Here is a 16,247-nt window from a genome sequence, read left to right on the forward strand (position 1 = left end):
TTAGAAAGGTGGGGATTGTCAGTATGGCAGACCGCATTACTGAGCTTTCATTGGAAGCCGTGATGGGTGAGCGCTTTGGCCGATATTCAAAATATATCATCCAGGAACGTGCCCTTCCGGATATCCGTGATGGTCTCAAACCGGTTCAACGACGGATTTTGTACGCCATGGACCAGGATTCAAATACCTATGACCACCCATATCGTAAGTCGGCTAAATCAGTCGGAAACGTGATGGGAAACTTCCACCCCCACGGGGATTCCTCAATCTATGAGGCCATGGTTCGCTTGTCCCAGGATTGGAAGGTCCGCGAACCATTAATTGATATGAACGGAAATAACGGGTCAGTTGATAATGACCCAGCCGCTGCGATGCGGTATACCGAGTCGCGGTTAACGAAGTTATCCGGTGAAATTCTGAAAGACTTAGCTCAGGATACGGTTGAAATGGTCTTAAATTTTGATGATACGACCTACGAGCCGACGGTACTCCCATCTCGAGTACCAAATCTCTTCGTCAACGGAGCAACTGGCATTTCGGCTGGTTATGCGACCGATATTCCCCCTCATAACTTAAAGGAAATCAACCAAGCGTTGGTTTACTTGCTCGATCATCCCGATGCGCCATTGTCAGCTTTGATGCGATACGTTAAGGGACCTGATTTCCCAACGGGTGGGATTATTCAAGGAATCGACGGCATTAAGCAGGCTTATAAGACCGGTCGAGGGCGGGTTGTTGTCCGGGCGAAGACGGCAGTTTCTAGTCTAAAGGGTGGCAAGAAAAAGATTGAAGTGACGGAGTTGCCGTATGAAGTCGTGAAATCGAACTTGGTCGCTAAGATTGATGCGATTCGTGCCAACAAAGAAGTTGCCGGCATTATTGAAGTTCGTGACGAATCTGACCGCGAGGGGATGTCAATTGTGATCGAGTTGGCCAAGGATGCTTCGGCCGATGGAATCTTGACCTACCTCTTTAAGAAGACGGACTTGCAGATTTCGTATAATTTCAACATGGTCGCCATTCATGACCAACGTCCTGTTTTAGTGACTTTGAAGGACGGTTTGACCGCTTTTTTGGACTTCCGTAAAGAAGTTGTTCGCAAGCGGTCAGCCTATGACTTGAAAAAGGCCAAGGCCCGCCAACACATTGTGGAGGGGCTGATTCGAATGTTGTCCATCCTCGATGAAGTCGTGGCAACGATTCGCTCTTCGAAGAACCGCAAGGATGCGACGGAGAACTTGGTGAAGGAGTACCGATTCACCAAGGAACAGGCTGAAGCGATTGTGGCTTTGCAGTTATATCGGTTGACTAATACTGATGTGACCCAGCTAGAAGAGGAACACAAGGCATTAGCTGAAAAGATTGCTATGTTGGAAAAGATCCTGAATGAAGAAGAAGCGCTTCATGATGTGATCCGCACTGAATTGAAGGCCATCACCAAGGAATATGCCAGCCCACGCTTGACGGAAATCGAAGAAGAAATCCAATCGTTGGTAATCGACACAGCAGTGACAGTACCAGATGAAGATGTCCGCATCTTGGTTTCAAAGAATGGTTATGCGAAGCGGTCATCATTGCGTTCTTACAAGGCCTCTGCTGCCGAAAACGGCTTAGCCGAAGATGACGCCGTTGTCTTGAATCAAACGGCCAACACAACCCAACATTTGCTGATGTTTACGAACTTTGGGAACCTGATTTACCGACCAATTTATGAGTTGGCGGAGTACAGGTGGAAGGAACCAGGAGAACACTTCTCGCAGGCGCTGTCGAACTGGGATAGCCAGGAAAGTATTATCCAGGCCTATGTGGTTGCAGAAACGGATAGCAACCAAGCCTTCTTACTTGCTTCCAATGATGGCTTTATCAAGCAGAGTTTACTTAAGGACCTTGTGCCAAAGTCCTACAAGAAGAAATCAGCAACTGTGATGAAACTGAAAACAGAAGCGGCACGGGTAGTCACAGCAGCGCTGGTCACCAATCAGAAAGAAGCCTTAGTGTTGGCAAAGACTGGCTTGGCCCTGCGCTTTGAATTGGCCGATGTGCCAGTCGTTGGTGCTCGGACCGCCGGGGTGAAGGCCATCAAGTTAACCGAGGGTGATACCGTGGTTACGGTATTAGCCTTGGCACCACAAGATAAGTTTTTGGCCTTGGTAACAAATCAGGGAACCTTTAAGTATAGCTTGTTAGACGACATAACCCTTGGCCACCGAGCTAACAAGGGCTTGCAAGTGCTTAGTCCACGGAAGACCGTTTCTTATGAAATTGCTGCTGCGACAGCTGTTGATCCGAACCAGGGGGCTTTGCGGATTGAAACCGACCACTTAAAGGACTTTGATATCCAATTAGCTGATCATTCATTAGCGAGTCGGACTAGCAATGGTCAGGCTTTATTGGATGTGAAGAGCGATGGGCAAGCGACAGCTATTTTCCCTTTGAATTTAAAGGAAAATGACTAGTCAAATGTAACCCATTCGGGTTACAATCTAAGTATTGACAGTTGCCAAAAGAATTGGCACTAGAGGAGTGAAAAGACATGGCAAAGATTCAAGTTTTTGGACATAAGAACCCAGATACTGACACCGTTGCTTCTGCAATGGGTGCTGCTGATTTGTTGGCACAGCAAGGTTTGGAAACCCAAGCCGTTGCGCAAGGAAAGCCTAACGCCGAAACGCAATTTGCGTTGGATTACTTTGGCTTGACGGCTTTGCCAATTATTGACAAGGCCCAAACAGCAGAGGTTGTTTTGGTTGACCACAACGAAGCGGCACAGTCAGTTGATAATTTGGCTGACGTCCAGGTTTATGGTATCTACGATCATCACAAGTTTGCTTTTGAAAATGCCACCCCGTTGTATATCACGGCTAAGCCATGGGGTTCTGTTTCAACAATTTTGTACTATGAATACTTGCAAGCTGGTTTAACGATTCCTGCTAAGGTCGCCGGAATGTTGGCCTCTGGTTTGATTTCAGATACTTTACTGTTGAAGAGCCCAACGACAACGGATGTTGATCGTAAGGCCTTGCCAGAACTTGCTAAGATTGCTGGTATCGAAGACTTGGATGGCTATGGTTTGGCGATGTTGAAGGCTGGTACCGATTTGTCAACGCGGACAGATGAAGAATTGTTGGAAGGGGATGCCAAGTCCTTTACCATGGGTTCACATGAATTTCGCATTGGCCAGGTTAATACGGTTGATATTGACGACGTTTTGGCTCGTAAGGAAGGCCTAGAAAAGGCAATCAAGGCCGCTGGCTATGAAGACTTCTTGTTTGTAATTACAGATATTTTGAACTCAAACTCAAAGGGTCTTTATGTTGGAGATGCTCCAGAAGCCATCGAGGCTGCCTTTGGTGCCAAGCTTGAAAATGATGTGATTGACTTGCCAGGAGTTGTTTCCCGTAAAAAGCAAGTGGTCCCACCATTGCAAGGTCAATTCTAAGCTTAGAATTATTTCGATAAATCTAAGAAATGGGCTTTACAGCCGTCTAAATTCTATGTATAATATTATTTTGTATTGACAAGCAAATAATTTTTATAAAAAAATCTAACATTCGAGGAGCAGGGAATATGCGTATTCATGTTGTATTAGGCAATGATGAAACTGGGGAGCGTATTTACTTGACGTCAAAGAACCGTCGTAATACGCCTGACCGTTTGGAGTTGAAGAAGTACTCACCAAAACTTCGTAAAGTGGTAACATTCAAGGAGATCAAGTAATGGCTAAGAAATCAAAGATTGCAAAGGCAAAGCAACGTGAAGCTTTGGTAGCAAAGTACGCTGACAAGCGTGCTGCTTTGAAGGCTGCTGGTGATTACATCGGATTGGCAGCTTTGCCAAAGGATTCATCACCTGTTCGTCTTCACAACCGTGACCAAATTGATGGTCGCCCACACGGTTACATGCGTGAATTTGGTATGTCACGTTTGAACTTCCGTCAATTAGCACACAAGGGCCAGATTCCTGGTGTTCGTAAGGCTTCTTGGTAAGAATTTAATACCCTTTCAACCACAGCTTTGCTGTGGTTTTTTTGTGTCTGCCTTGCTTTTTCTAATAAAATCAGCTATGATATGGGTAAGTTAATTTACATAGAGGTTGTAAATGAGCGGGTCAGGGGGATTTGACCGGCTCATTTTTTATGGCAGAAAACTAAAAAGGAGTTTGGATGGCACAGGCAAAGAATCAAGCCTTGCTTGAAATTTTAAATCCGATCATTGAAAAACAGGGACTTTTGCTCTGGGATTTAAACATCAAGAAGGTTGGTGGACAAAAAACAGTCGAAGTATTAGTTGATTTACCAGACCACCAAAACATTTCCATGGCGCAGATTACTGAGTTTACTCAGCTGGTCAACGAAGCCTTGGATGATGTAGCAGTTGATCCGGTTCCGGGTGAGTATATGTTAGACATTGCTTCTCCTGGGATGGACCGCAGCCTGGCTGAACCTTGGCACTTTGCCTGGGCGAAGGATGGCGATTTAGCAGTGACCGTTGCTTTATTTGCGGCCAAGGATGGTCAAAAGCAATGGACCGGTCAAATCACTGATTTAAATGAAAACGGTTTGTCACTACAAAGTGATCAAGCAAAGTTGGATGTTACCTTTGATGAAATTGCCAAAGCCATTGTGGCCGTTCAATTTTAAACTAATTGAAAGTGGAGAAAGCAAATGAGTAAAGAATTAGTACAAGCCTTAGATGCCTTAGAACAAGAACGTGGAATCGACCGCGCGGTTGTTGTAGAAGCTTTGGAAAATGCTTTGAAGGCCGCTTACAAGAAACAGTACAACGCGGCTCAAAATGTTGAAGCAACTTTTGATGATAAGAAGGGCCAAATGACCATTAAGCAGGTCAAGCTGGTTGTTTTGGATGACGACTTGGTCGACCCCGATACTGAAATCCCTTTGACAGAAGCCTTGGAAATTAACAAGGCCTACGAACCAGGTGATGAAATTCGTTTCGATGTGACACCAAAGGATTTCGGCCGGATGGCTGCCCAGGCAGCTAAGCAGGTGATCGTGCAGAAAATGCGCGAGGCAACTCGTCAAGCAATTTATGATAAGTACCAAGATTATCAAGATGAAATCATCACTGGTGAGGTTGAGCGTCAAGACAGCCGTTTCTTGTATGTGATGTTGCCAGGTAAGCAGGAAGCCGTGATGACGCAGGGTGACCAAATGCCAAATGAAACCTACCGCATGCGTGATCGCATCAAGGTTTTGGTAAACAAGGTTGATAATTCCTTAAAGGGACCACAAATCTTTGTTTCACGGACGGCTCCTGATTTGGTCAAACGTTTGTTTGAACAAGAAGTACCAGAAGTTTATGATGGTACAGTAGAAATTGTTTCCATTGCCCGTGAAGCAGGTGATCGCTCAAAAATTGCTGTTTACACGCACGATGCTGATTTGGACCCTGTTGGTGCCTTAGTTGGACAACGTGGTGCTCGTGTGCAAGCCGTTGTGACTGAATTGGGCGGCGAGCATATGGATATCGTGGAGTGGGTGGAAGACGAGGCCCAGTACATTGCCAATGCATTGAACCCAGCCGAAGTAACGGACGTGATTTTTGATGCCAACAACGAGCAATCTGTCACTGTGATTGTACCAGACGACCAATTGTCATTGGCCATTGGTAAGAAGGGGCAAAACGCTCGTTTGGCCGCCCGTTTGACTGGCTTTAAGATTGATATTAAAGCTGAAAGTGAAGCCGGCGACTTAGCAGTTGAAAAGGCAGAAGCAAACCAAACGGCTGATATTGCTGACCAGGCACTTGTTGAACTAGCAGATGACAACCAGGCAGCAACAGACCAAGAAGACTAAGTATTAGAGGAGGTTCTTTCATGAAAACACGGAAGGTTCCCTTAAGAAAAGATATCGTGACTGGCGAAATGTTTGCCAAAAAGGACCTGGTCCGGGTCGTTAAAAATAAGGAAGGGGAGGTCTTCTTAGATCCCTCTGGTAAACAAAACGGTCGCGGTGCCTATATTTCCTTAAACCGTGAGGTTGCTAAGGAAGCAAAGGAAAAGCGCGTCTTTGAAAAGGCCTTTTCAATGCCAATTGATCCGGCTTTTTATGAAGAACTCTTTGCTTATGTTGACCATCAGCAAGCCCGAAAAGAGTTATTTGAAAATGAAAAGTGAAGAAGAACAAGTCTTACACTTACTTGGTTTGGCGCGTATGTCTAAAAGTCTTGTTTACGGGACCAACGACACGTTAACTGCGATTCAAGGACAAAAGGCGAAGGTTGCCTTTTTCCCAAAAGATGGTGGTGTCAGCCAGCAAAAGAAATTTCGGGACAAAACCAGCTTTTATCAGGTGACCTTGGTTGAAGATTTCACCAAGGATGAATTAAGCCAAGCAATTGGCTTAAATCGGTCGATTATGGCGATTACCAATAATGGCTTTGCGAAAAAAATCAAACAATTACTCGAAGAAAAGGAGCGGAATTAATGGCAGAAGAAAAAAAGTTTTCAGGATCCAACCGGCCGACCCGCAAACAGGCAGTACCAGAACGAAAAGAATTGCCTGCTTCTCAGCGTCGGCATGCCGCTAAATTATCAGATGAAGCTAAGCTGCAAAATTCAAACCAGCCTCGTCCAAAGACACAAGAAGGTGGTCAGCAACACCGCCGCAGCAACAATAACAATCGCCCAAGTAATGGCCAGCAGGGTCAGGGCGGAAATCGTCGCAATAATAACAAAAACCGCAGCAATAATACCGGTCGGCCAATGATTCGTGAAAAGAAGTCATGGTCAACCAAGCCACGGGAAGGGCAGATTAACTATTCTGCTCAAAAAGATGACAGTTTGAAGGAATACGTTTCTGAAAACAAGAAGGTCCAAGAAGCAAAGCAACAGGCAAAGAAAAAGCCAGCTGCTAAGAAACCAGTTGAAGCAAAAAAGCCTGCAGTTGAAGCAAAGAAGCCAGCGGCTGCAGGTGCTAAGACGGAAGCCAATTCAGGCCAAGGCCGCTTTGGTGGTTCGCTTGCTTCAGGCAATAATTCTGCTCGAAATAACACGCGCAAGCGCAATACTAACGGTACTGGTCAACAAACACCACGCCGTAATGACAAGCCACATGGCTCAAAGAAGGCTCGTCGAATTGCTGCTAAGCAAGCACCAAAGAAGCCAGTGACCGTTCGTAAGGAACAACCATTGCCAGCAGTTTTGGAATACAAGGTCGGCATGAACGTACAGGACTTGGCTAAGCTTTTGCACCGTGACGCTACTGAAATTATTAAGAAGTTGTTCTTACTAGGTGTTGTGACGAACCAAAACCAATCATTGGATGAAGATACCATTGAAGTTTTGGCAGCTGATTACGGCATTGAAGCTCAGCAAAAAGAAGAAGAGGATGTAGCTGACATCGACCGCTTCTTCGATGATGAAACGATTAACGAAGAGGCCTTAGAACCGCGTGCGCCGGTCGTGACCATCATGGGACACGTTGATCACGGTAAGACGACTTTGTTGGATTACTTGCGTAAGACCAACGTGACTGCTGGCGAAGCTGGCGGAATCACGCAGCATATTGGTGCCTACCAAGCGCGTTTGAACGATAAGTTAATTACCTTCTTGGATACTCCTGGTCACGCGGCCTTTACGGAAATGCGTGCTCGTGGTGCCAACGTGACGGATATCACGGTTTTGGTTGTTGCTGCTGATGATGGTGTGCAACCACAGACAATCGAAGCGATTAACCATGCTAAGGCAGCTGGTACGCCGGTGATTGTTGCTGTCAACAAGATTGATAAGGAAGGGGCTAACCCTGATCAAGTCATGAACGAGTTGATGGCCTATGATTTGGTTCCTGAAGAGTATGGTGGCGATACCATCTTCGTTCAGATTTCAGCTAAGTTTGGTCAAAACGTTGACCAATTGCTGGAAATGATTTTGTTGGAAGCTGATGTTTTGGAATTGAAGGCTGACCCAACACAACCTGCTCGTGGTTCGGTTATCGAAGCTCGTTTGGATAAGGGCCGCGGTCCTGTTTCCACTGTTTTGATTCAACAAGGAACGCTCCATGTGGGTGATCCAATCGTTGTTGGAAACACCTATGGTCGTGTTCGAACGATGACCAACGAAAAGGGACAAGACATTGCTGCTGCTAAGCCAGCAACACCTGTTCAAATCACTGGTTTGAACGAAGTGCCTTTGGCTGGTGACCGCTTTATCGTCATGGCGGATGAAAAGACTGCCCGTGCCGCTGGTGAAGAACGTGCAAAGCGTGCTCGTGAAGAAGTCCGTAATGCCGGTTCTGTTGTTACATTGGATACTTTGTTTAACACGATGGCTGAAAAGGCCATGAAGACAGTGCCAGTGATTGTGAAGGCCGATGTCCAGGGCTCTGTTGAAGCCTTGACTGGTTCATTGAAGAAGATTGAAGTTGATGGCGTTCGAGTAGATGTTGTTCATTCTGCTGTTGGTGCAATCAACGAATCAGATGTTTCTTTGGCGGAAGCTTCTGGTGCCATTATTTTAGGCTTCAATGTTCGACCAACACCGTTTGCTAAGTCGCAGGCTAATAACGATAAAATTGATATGCGTTTCTACTCAGTTATCTATGACGCCATTGATGATGTGACGGCCGCAATGAAGGGCCAACTTGAACCCGTCTATGAAGAAAAGGTTATTGGCCAAATCGTTGTTAAGGAGCTCTTCAAGTTTTCTAAGGTTGGTACCATTGCTGGTGCCAGTGTTGAGGAAGGTAAGATCACCAAGGATTCAAAGGTTCGCATTATCCGCAACGGCACGGTTATGTACGATGGTCAATTAGCTTCTTTGCAACGTGGTAAGGATGCGGTTAACGAAGTGAAGTTCGGTTATGAATTTGGTTTCACTGTCAACAAGTTCAACGATATTCAACCGGGTGATGCAGTCGAAGCTTACATCATGGAAGAAGTAAAGCCTAAGTAAGCTTTACTGATGGGAGGTCTTGATGGCAAATGCACAACGCGCTGGGCGTTTGGCCCAGGAAATTCAAAAAGACGTGACTGATCTGATTTTAAAGCGAGTGAATGATCCGCGAGTTCAGGATGTAACGGTAACTTCTGTGGAAGTATCCGGTGACCTGCAAATCGCCACGATTTACTACTCAATTTTGTCAGACTACGCCTCGGATCGGAAAAAGGCTCAAGCTGGCTTAGAAGCCGCCTCAGGCTTGATTCGCCGTGAATTAGGCGCGCGGCTAACTGTTTATAAAATTCCGGAATTGCATTTCGTCTTGGATAACTCAATTCAGTATGGTGATCATATTGAAGAGTTGATTCGCGGCTTGCATAAGAAGGATTAAGGTCAAGGAAACTTGATTGAAAAAGGACTTGCGATGAGCGGGTCCTTTTTTGTTTGCTTTGCAAAATCAACTTCAGCGGGCATGCTACGCTAAAAAAATATGTTTGCATCCGCCAGTACAGGCAATTTTATTTTCTTTGTATGCACTTTTGTTACGCTGACTAGTAGAAAGTGATTAAAAATCATGATAACTTACAATAGTTTCATGTTGATCACCTATGAAAAGCCAAGCACTTTGTGTAGACTAAGAAACTAAGAAGAAAGACCGTTGTTGGTCCACTTGGAAAATGAATTAGTTGAAAGGATTTCACCATGCCAAAACCATTAAACAATGCTGTTTTAAGCTTGACACCCGACAAGTTATTAGACTTCCAACACTCCGTTGCTAATATTGAAGGGTTGGTCTCGTTAACCTTTGGAGAACCTGGTTTTGCGACGCCCGCGCCGGTAAAGAAAGCAACGATTCAAGCCATCGAGGAAGACCGGTCCCACTATGGTGATTCACAGGGAGAGCCAAAGCTCCGCTCAGCTATCTTAGACTATATGGCCGATCGCTATGACCTTCATTACCCAAGTATTGATAACGTGATTGTAACTGTTGGGGTCACAGAGGCGATGCAATCAATCTTTAAGACCTTGCTTGCACCTGGTCAGGGCCTCTTGATTCCAGACCCAGCCTATGGGTCTTATTTCTCGGCTTTGAGTTTGGCCGGTGGCACGGCTGTTCCAATTGACACGGCTAAGACCGCTTATAAATTGACACCCGCCTTGATTGACGAAACAATGGCTCAGACGAAAGAGGACGTGCATGCCATTCTCTTTAACTATCCTAATAATCCAACCGGGGTTACTTACACAAAATCAGAGCTGGAAGAGCTAGCAGAAGCTTTCAAGCGTCATGACCTCTGGGTGATTTCAGACGAAATTTATTCAGAATTGACTTATGAGGGTGATCACTATTCAATGGGCAAGCTCTTACCTGACCAAACGATCGTTGTAAACGGTTTGTCAAAGTCGCACGCCATGACGGGTTATCGACTCGGCTTTATCCTGGGGCCAAGCACATTAATCCAGCAAATTCAAAAGGTGCACGGTCCCTTGGTCTTTGCTGTGCCAACCTTTATCCAAGACGGCGCGGTTGCTGCCTTGCAAATTCCAAAGGAAGACTTGAGCTTTATGAAGGTTGAATACCAAAGGCGTCGTGACTACGCTAAGAAGTTCTTAGAAGATTTAGGCTTCGAACTGGTTGCGCCAATGGGAGCCTTTTACCTCTTTGCCAAGTTGCCAGCTGATTTGGGTGTAAATGGCTGGGCCTTCGCGACAGACTTAGCTCATCAGGCCAAGGTTTCAGTCATTCCCGGCGCCGGTTTCTCCTTCTTTGAAGAAGCACAGAAGTTTATCCGGATTTCTTACGCGGCCGATATGGCACAATTGCAAGAAGGTCTTCAGCGCCTAAAAAAATATGTAGACAAACAACGGGCAGCCCAAGCAACTGCTGAGGCGTTGTCAGAAGATATGGAGGCCTTGGCGGATTAGTCCTTGGTTTTCATTAAAAAATCAGTTTTTGCCATCGATGAGACGGACCCTACCATGGCGAAATATAAACACCAAAGAGGAACTTGATTGACAAGTTCCTTTTTGTGTTAAGTTATAAAGGATAAATGAGTAAAAATCTCATAAACATGCCATAAAAACTTTCAAAAAAATTCATTTTCGTGTAAACTGAAGTGTGCGATGGATGCCATGCGAATGGCTGCTTTCACCAGCAAGACGAAAGGAACCAGGAAAATGACAGAACCACTTTTACCAGTCAACCAGGCGGTTGTTTCAATCGCCCCCGATAAATTGTTGGGCTTCCAACAACAAGTTTCAGGAATTGAGGACTTAACCTTTTTGACCTTTGGAGAGCCGGGTTTTGATACACCAGCTGTTGTCAAGGAGGCCACGATTACCGCCATTAATAACAATCGTTCTCATTATGGCAATTCCCAGGGAGAACCTGCGGTCCGTAAGGCAATTCTCGATTATATGAAGGATCGTTACGACCTTGATTATCCAAGTATTGATAATGTTGTCGTGACTGTTGGTGTAACGGAAGCCATGCAAGCAATCTTTAAAACATTGCTTGCTAAAGGTGAGGGATTGCTGATTCCAGAGCCAGCCTATGGTTCTTACTTTGCTTCGTTGAGCCTGGCCGATGGTGTTGCGGTACCGATTGATACAGCCAAAAATAAATTTAAATTGACGCCAGCACTTGTTGATGAAGCGTTGGCCCAAGTAACGGTCCCAGTTCGTGCCATTCTCTTGAACTATCCAAATAATCCAACTGGTGTTACTTACTCAAAGGAAGAGTTGGGGGAACTGGCTGCTTGTTTTAAGAAGCATCAAATTTGGGTCATTTCTGATGAAATTTATTCTGAATTAACTTATGGTCGTGATCATTACTCGATTGGTAAGTTGTTGCCAGAACAAACACTAGTGGTTAACGGTCTTTCCAAGTCGCACGCCATGACGGGGTACCGCTTTGGCTTTATTTTGGGTCCGGCGAGTGTGATGCAATATATTCAAAAGGTTCATGGCTCTTTGACCTACTCTGTACCAACCTTTATTGAAGATGGAGCAGAAGCAGCCTTGCAGATGACGCGAGCAGAGTTGGATTATATGAAGGAAAGTTACCAAGACCGGCGCGACTTTGCCAAGCAGGCCTTAGAGGATCTTGGTTTTGATGTTGTTGATCCTGAAGGAGCCTTTTACCTCTTTGCTAAGATACCGGCCGATTTTGGCACGGATGGATGGAGTTTTGCTGAAAAATTAGCCGCAGAAGGCAAGGTTGCAGTCATTCCTGGAGTAGCATTCTCGCACTTTAAAGAGGCGAACGCTTATATCCGGATTTCTTATGCAACGGCTCAAGACCAATTAGAAATTGGCTTTGCAAAATTGCGGGACTACATTGAAAAGGTCCGGGCAAATCGGTAAAATAAGAACCGACTAAAAAGACACTTTTGCTGATGAACCTCGAAATTTGGATAAATTTTGGGGTTCAAATCATTTCGTGCTTTGGTCGGTTTTTTAATTGCACAAATGGAGGCCACAATGATGGCAATAGAAAAACACCCCGAACTATCCGGTCTGCTGGTCGTCAATAAGCCAAAGGAAATGACCTCCTTTGGTGTGGTTGCGAGATTACGGCGGATAACCGGACAGAAAAAAATTGGCCACGCGGGGACCTTGGATCCAAACGTCGAGGGCGTTTTGGTGGTCGCCTTAGGGAAGGCAACCAAGTTAATTGACCTTTTGCAAAGTCGGCCAAAAACCTATACGGGTACGGTTACCTTTGGCTATGCAACGGAGAGCCAGGATGCTGATGGGGCGGTTGTTGTGCAGCAGCCTTTGACAGCGGCCATTGACCAGAGTCAGCTCAACACCGCTCGAGCTGATTTGACCGGGGACATTATCCAGATTCCACCAATTTATTCGGCGGTCAAGGTCAACGGGAAGCGCCTCTATGAATATGCGCGAGCGGGAGAAAAGGTTGAGCTGCCTAAGCGGGAGGCGACGATTTACCGCTTCGACCAGACTAGTCCGTTAACCTGGGTTGAGGGGCAACCTTACCAGCAAATGGACTTCTTAGCTCAAGTTTCAAAGGGAACTTATATTCGGACTTTAGCCTATGACCTTGGTCAAAAATTAGGATTGCCAGCGACGATGACGGCTTTGAAGCGGACAGCTGGGTCTGGTTTTACCATCGATCAGGCTGTTTTGCTTGATGACTTATTGGCGATGGACTATCCTGAAATTGTAACCCAAGTGCATTCACTTGAGTCCGTTTTGACTTGGCCAAAGAAGTTGCTGACCCAAGAGGAGATCTTTGCGGTTAAGAATGGTCAAAAAATTCCGGCCAGTGCTTGGCCACAAAATGATGTTGGTTACTATCAAGTATATGACCAAGACCGGTTGCTGGCAGTCTACGCTTTTGATACTGACCAAAATGTTTGGCGGTCGCGTTACTTCTTTGCCCAAAATTGAAAGAAGCAAAGTGATTGTATTGGTAAAAACTCTGCTATAATATGCCCATGACTGAATTAATATCTTTGCATTATCCACTAAAAGAATTGCCCCAGTTGACTAGCAAGCAAGTACTGGCAATGGGCTTTTTTGACGGGGTCCATTTGGGTCACCAAAAGGTAATCCAGGAAGCTGCGCGGGTGGCGCACGAAAACGGACTACCACTGGCCGTTTTGACCTATAGTCCCTATCCGGGATTAGTGTTTAAAAAGCTGCCTCAACCCTGGCACGATTTAACACCATTGGACCAGAAGGTTCAGCTGCTTGGAAAGCTGGGCGTTGATCGGGTGTACTGCCTCCAATTGACATCACACCTTTCGGCCCTTCATCCAGAAGAATTTATTAAAGAAATCCTCTTGCCCCTCCAGGTTCATACGGTGGTTGCGGGCTTTGACCATCGCTATGGCAGGAAGGAATACCAAGCTGACATGGCCCACTTGCCCGAATTTGCCGCTGGTCGCTTTAATGTTCTGACCGTTGCCAAAAAGACTCTCGGCCAATCGGCTGCTAAGGTGGCCTCGCGCCAGATTCGATTGGCCTTAGCAGCAGGTGACATGCCTGCCGTAACAAAAAGTCTTGGCCGTGTCCACGAGACGACCGGGCTGATTGTTCATGGGGATGCACGGGGACGGACCTTGGGCTTCCCAACGATTAATATCTGGACGCCAGAAGTTGAATTTCTTCCTGGTATCGGTGTCTATGCTGTCAGCGCCTATGTTGATGGTCGCTGGGTTGACGGCATGGCCTCTATTGGCCGTAATGTAACCTTTGAACCAAACCGGCCGGTGACGGTGGAAATTAACCTCTTTGACTTTGCTGATGAAGTTTACGGGGAACCGGTGAAGGTTCAGTGGTATGCAAAGTTGCGAAATGAAGTGAAGTTCAACTCCGCCGAAGGTTTAATTGATCAGTTGCTGATTGATCAACAAAATACACGTGAATACTTTCAAGAAAAAGCAGATTAATTTTAATCTGCTTTTTTTTGCTATAACAGTATTTGTTGGTAAGCCTGATAGAAGGGGATTTTATCTAAAATTAGCACTCTTTTACAAAGAGTGCTAAAAAGGGTTTGCATTTTTTCTGATATTTTGTATAATATAGTTGTTAGCAGTTAAGAGTTTTGAGTGCTAAACAAAATTGCAGGGAGGTTTGGGTTAATGCTAACTGATCGACAGCAATTAATTTTGGCGGCGATTATTTATGAATATACCCAGACCGCCCGAGCGGTCGGGTCTAAGACCTTACATGACCAGTTGAACTTGGAATTTTCACCAGCAACGATTCGCAATGAGATGAGCTTTTTAGAGGAAGCCGATTTGATTAAGAAGCTTCATACCTCCGCTGGTCGAATTCCATCGAAGGCTGGTTACCGTTACTACCTTGATCACTTAATGGTGGCCGACCAAGTTTCAAAACAAGATGTTGCGCTAATTGCTCAACAAATTCGTGGTAATTTCCACGAATTGGATGATTTACTTGGCCAAACAGCTCGACAATTGGCAAAGATGACGGGGCTAACGGCCTTGGTGCTAAAGCCAAAGGCCATTAACCTAAAAATCTCGTCCTTCCAGTTGATTCAATTGGAACGCCAGCAGGTTTTGGCTGTCCTGGCAACTTCTGATGGCAAGGTGACTTCACAAACTTTTCGCCTACCAAAGGAAATGAGCGTCTCGTCCTTAACGGATATGGTGGCCTATATCAATGCACAAATGGTCGGCAGACCAGTTCAAGAGGTCCTTTCGTTAATGAACTCAGAGGAATTACCGGTTACGCTTTCACGGAATGTTGAAAGTCCAGCGGCCTTCCTGCAGCTCTTTGGCGAAGTTTTGGCTCGGTCAGTTGAAGAGCAGGTCCACATTGGTGGTCGGTTCAATCTCTTAGAGGTTGCCGATGATGCCTACTTGAACCTGAAGGAAGCCCGGTCGGTCTTGGAGTTGTTTGACTCGCCTGAGGTGGTGCGCCAATTGGCTGTGACACAAAAACAATCGGTGACGATTCGCTTGGGTCAAGAGTTGCCAACATCTCTTTTGCAGGACTACGCTATTCTTGCCGCACCGTTTTCGGTCGGTGGCGATGCTGGCGGGGTGATTGCATTAGTAGGTCCGATTCGGATGCCATATGCCAAGGTTGCTAGGTTACTATCAACCTTTGCCAAGGCATTAGATACAAAATTACTTGAATATGTTTAACCAAAAGGAGGAACGCCCGTGGCGAAGTCTGAAGATGAAAAAGATTTGAAGCAAGCTGATTTTGAGGAAGCAACAGAGGCAAAGGAGTTTGCTGACGCTGACCAAACTCAAGAAGAAGCAAAGGACAAATCAGAAGAGTCGCAAGCAAAATCAGAAGAGGAACCAGCAGTGGATCCATTAGCTGATTTGCAAGCAGCCCTTGAGAAAAAAGATGATGAATTACTTCGCGCTCAGGCTGAAATTCAAAACATCCAAAGTCGTAATGCTCGCGAAATTCAAAATATTCGCAAGTATGATGGTCAGAAATTAGCCGAAGCCATCTTGCCAGTGGTTGATAACTTGGAGCGCGCCCTTGCTGTTGAAGTGGGAGATGACGACCAGGTGGCACAAATTCACAAGGGTGTTGAAATCACTTTAAAGACTTTGAAGCAGGCGTTGACAACCAACGGCATTCAAGAGGTCGGTCAAGTAGGTGATGACTTTGATCCAAATACGATGCAGGGTGTTCAATCCGTGCCAGCAGAAGGTAAGATTAAGGCCGATCAAGTGGCGACAGTCTTGCAAAAGGGCTATGTCCTTCAAGATCGAGTAATTCGTCCAGCAATGGTCGCGGTTGCACAATAATATTAAACAGTAAATATCTGGTGACTCAGCCCTTTGGCACCACACCTTAAAAAGTTTAAGAATATGATTTAAAAAATAGGAAGG

Annotated in this window: 16 protein-coding genes; all 16 read left to right on the forward strand. The window is 45.6% G+C overall.

The window, feature by feature from the left end; genetic code table 11:
* Window positions 1-23 precede the first annotated feature (23 nt).
* The 16 genes from parC (at window position 24) to grpE (ending at window position 16,163) form a co-directional block, all read left to right on the forward strand.
* A complete protein-coding gene (parC, locus tag ACSYSH_RS00945) occupies window positions 24-2,456 on the forward strand; it encodes a DNA topoisomerase IV subunit A (protein ID WP_491702594.1) in 2,433 nt (810 codons plus the stop codon).
* 77 nt (window positions 2,457-2,533) lie between these two features.
* Window positions 2,534-3,439 carry a manganese-dependent inorganic pyrophosphatase gene (locus tag ACSYSH_RS00950; RefSeq protein WP_489816445.1) on the forward strand — a complete coding sequence of 302 codons (906 nt, stop codon included), beginning with the start codon at window positions 2,534-2,536 and terminating at the stop codon, window positions 3,437-3,439.
* A 128-nt stretch (window positions 3,440-3,567) separates the two neighbouring features.
* The gene (gene rpmG / locus ACSYSH_RS00955; protein WP_002815032.1) at window positions 3,568-3,717 is read left to right on the forward strand and encodes a 50S ribosomal protein L33; all 150 of its coding nucleotides are present in this window, start codon (window positions 3,568-3,570) and stop codon (window positions 3,715-3,717) included.
* Window positions 3,717-3,986, forward strand: coding sequence for a 30S ribosomal protein S14 (gene rpsN / locus ACSYSH_RS00960; RefSeq protein WP_047974832.1), 270 nt, complete (start codon window positions 3,717-3,719; stop codon window positions 3,984-3,986). The genes rpmG and rpsN overlap by 1 nt, the downstream gene beginning before the upstream one ends.
* A gap of 176 nt (window positions 3,987-4,162) precedes the next feature.
* The gene (gene rimP / locus ACSYSH_RS00965; protein ID WP_252774057.1) at window positions 4,163-4,639 is read left to right on the forward strand and encodes a ribosome maturation factor RimP; all 477 of its coding nucleotides are present in this window, start codon (window positions 4,163-4,165) and stop codon (window positions 4,637-4,639) included.
* A 24-nt stretch (window positions 4,640-4,663) separates the two neighbouring features.
* Complete coding sequence (nusA, locus tag ACSYSH_RS00970; protein WP_489816446.1) at window positions 4,664-5,815, forward strand: transcription termination factor NusA; 1,152 nt, start codon at window positions 4,664-4,666, stop codon at window positions 5,813-5,815.
* A gap of 20 nt (window positions 5,816-5,835) precedes the next feature.
* The gene (gene rnpM / locus ACSYSH_RS00975) at window positions 5,836-6,135 is read left to right on the forward strand and encodes an RNase P modulator RnpM (RefSeq protein WP_047974834.1); all 300 of its coding nucleotides are present in this window, start codon (window positions 5,836-5,838) and stop codon (window positions 6,133-6,135) included.
* The gene (locus ACSYSH_RS00980; RefSeq protein ID WP_252774055.1) at window positions 6,125-6,445 is read left to right on the forward strand and encodes a L7Ae/L30e/S12e/Gadd45 family ribosomal protein; all 321 of its coding nucleotides are present in this window, start codon (window positions 6,125-6,127) and stop codon (window positions 6,443-6,445) included. Before rnpM ends, ACSYSH_RS00980 begins: the two co-directional genes overlap by 11 nt.
* Window positions 6,445-8,910 carry a translation initiation factor IF-2 gene (gene infB / locus ACSYSH_RS00985; protein ID WP_252774054.1) on the forward strand — a complete coding sequence of 822 codons (2,466 nt, stop codon included), beginning with the start codon at window positions 6,445-6,447 and terminating at the stop codon, window positions 8,908-8,910. The genes ACSYSH_RS00980 and infB overlap by 1 nt, the downstream gene beginning before the upstream one ends.
* Before the next feature lie 22 nt (window positions 8,911-8,932).
* Complete coding sequence (gene rbfA / locus ACSYSH_RS00990; RefSeq protein ID WP_047974837.1) at window positions 8,933-9,286, forward strand: 30S ribosome-binding factor RbfA; 354 nt, start codon at window positions 8,933-8,935, stop codon at window positions 9,284-9,286.
* A 311-nt stretch (window positions 9,287-9,597) separates the two neighbouring features.
* Window positions 9,598-10,821 carry an aminotransferase class I/II-fold pyridoxal phosphate-dependent enzyme gene (locus ACSYSH_RS00995; RefSeq protein ID WP_491702593.1) on the forward strand — a complete coding sequence of 408 codons (1,224 nt, stop codon included), beginning with the start codon at window positions 9,598-9,600 and terminating at the stop codon, window positions 10,819-10,821.
* Window positions 10,822-11,073: 252 nt separating this feature from the next.
* A complete protein-coding gene (locus tag ACSYSH_RS01000) occupies window positions 11,074-12,261 on the forward strand; it encodes an aminotransferase class I/II-fold pyridoxal phosphate-dependent enzyme (RefSeq protein ID WP_491702592.1) in 1,188 nt (395 codons plus the stop codon).
* A gap of 126 nt (window positions 12,262-12,387) precedes the next feature.
* Entirely contained in the window at window positions 12,388-13,311 is a 924-nt protein-coding gene (truB, locus tag ACSYSH_RS01005; RefSeq protein WP_491702634.1) for a tRNA pseudouridine(55) synthase TruB, read from the forward strand.
* Window positions 13,312-13,358: 47 nt separating this feature from the next.
* Window positions 13,359-14,315 carry a riboflavin biosynthesis protein RibF gene (gene ribF / locus ACSYSH_RS01010; RefSeq protein WP_491702591.1) on the forward strand — a complete coding sequence of 319 codons (957 nt, stop codon included), beginning with the start codon at window positions 13,359-13,361 and terminating at the stop codon, window positions 14,313-14,315.
* 192 nt (window positions 14,316-14,507) lie between these two features.
* On the forward strand, window positions 14,508-15,539 hold the full coding sequence (hrcA, locus tag ACSYSH_RS01015; RefSeq protein ID WP_489816450.1) for a heat-inducible transcriptional repressor HrcA: 1,032 nt from the start codon (window positions 14,508-14,510) through the stop codon (window positions 15,537-15,539).
* A gap of 18 nt (window positions 15,540-15,557) precedes the next feature.
* Complete coding sequence (grpE, locus tag ACSYSH_RS01020; protein WP_489816451.1) at window positions 15,558-16,163, forward strand: nucleotide exchange factor GrpE; 606 nt, start codon at window positions 15,558-15,560, stop codon at window positions 16,161-16,163.
* The last annotated feature ends 84 nt before the right edge of the window (window positions 16,164-16,247 follow it).

The organism is Fructobacillus sp. ESL1117 (assembly GCF_058508565.1).

Excerpts from the sequence above, each read along its gene's own strand:
- rpmG (WP_002815032.1), top strand. The coding sequence starts at position 3,568 with ATGCGTATTCATGTTGTATTAGGCAATGATGAAACTGGGGAGCGTATT.
- parC (WP_491702594.1), top strand. The coding sequence starts at position 24 with ATGGCAGACCGCATTACTGAGCTTTCATTGGAAGCCGTGATGGGTGAG.
- nusA (WP_489816446.1), top strand. The coding sequence starts at position 4,664 with ATGAGTAAAGAATTAGTACAAGCCTTAGATGCCTTAGAACAAGAACGT.
- ACSYSH_RS00950 (WP_489816445.1), top strand. The coding sequence starts at position 2,534 with ATGGCAAAGATTCAAGTTTTTGGACATAAGAACCCAGATACTGACACC.
- infB (WP_252774054.1), top strand. The coding sequence starts at position 6,445 with ATGGCAGAAGAAAAAAAGTTTTCAGGATCCAACCGGCCGACCCGCAAA.
- ACSYSH_RS00980 (WP_252774055.1), top strand. The coding sequence starts at position 6,125 with ATGAAAAGTGAAGAAGAACAAGTCTTACACTTACTTGGTTTGGCGCGT.
- rbfA (WP_047974837.1), top strand. The coding sequence starts at position 8,933 with ATGGCAAATGCACAACGCGCTGGGCGTTTGGCCCAGGAAATTCAAAAA.
- ACSYSH_RS00995 (WP_491702593.1), top strand. The coding sequence starts at position 9,598 with ATGCCAAAACCATTAAACAATGCTGTTTTAAGCTTGACACCCGACAAG.
- rnpM (WP_047974834.1), top strand. The coding sequence starts at position 5,836 with ATGAAAACACGGAAGGTTCCCTTAAGAAAAGATATCGTGACTGGCGAA.
- rimP (WP_252774057.1), top strand. The coding sequence starts at position 4,163 with ATGGCACAGGCAAAGAATCAAGCCTTGCTTGAAATTTTAAATCCGATC.
- rpsN (WP_047974832.1), top strand. The coding sequence starts at position 3,717 with ATGGCTAAGAAATCAAAGATTGCAAAGGCAAAGCAACGTGAAGCTTTG.
- ACSYSH_RS01000 (WP_491702592.1), top strand. The coding sequence starts at position 11,074 with ATGACAGAACCACTTTTACCAGTCAACCAGGCGGTTGTTTCAATCGCC.
- ribF (WP_491702591.1), top strand. The coding sequence starts at position 13,359 with ATGACTGAATTAATATCTTTGCATTATCCACTAAAAGAATTGCCCCAG.
- hrcA (WP_489816450.1), top strand. The coding sequence starts at position 14,508 with ATGCTAACTGATCGACAGCAATTAATTTTGGCGGCGATTATTTATGAA.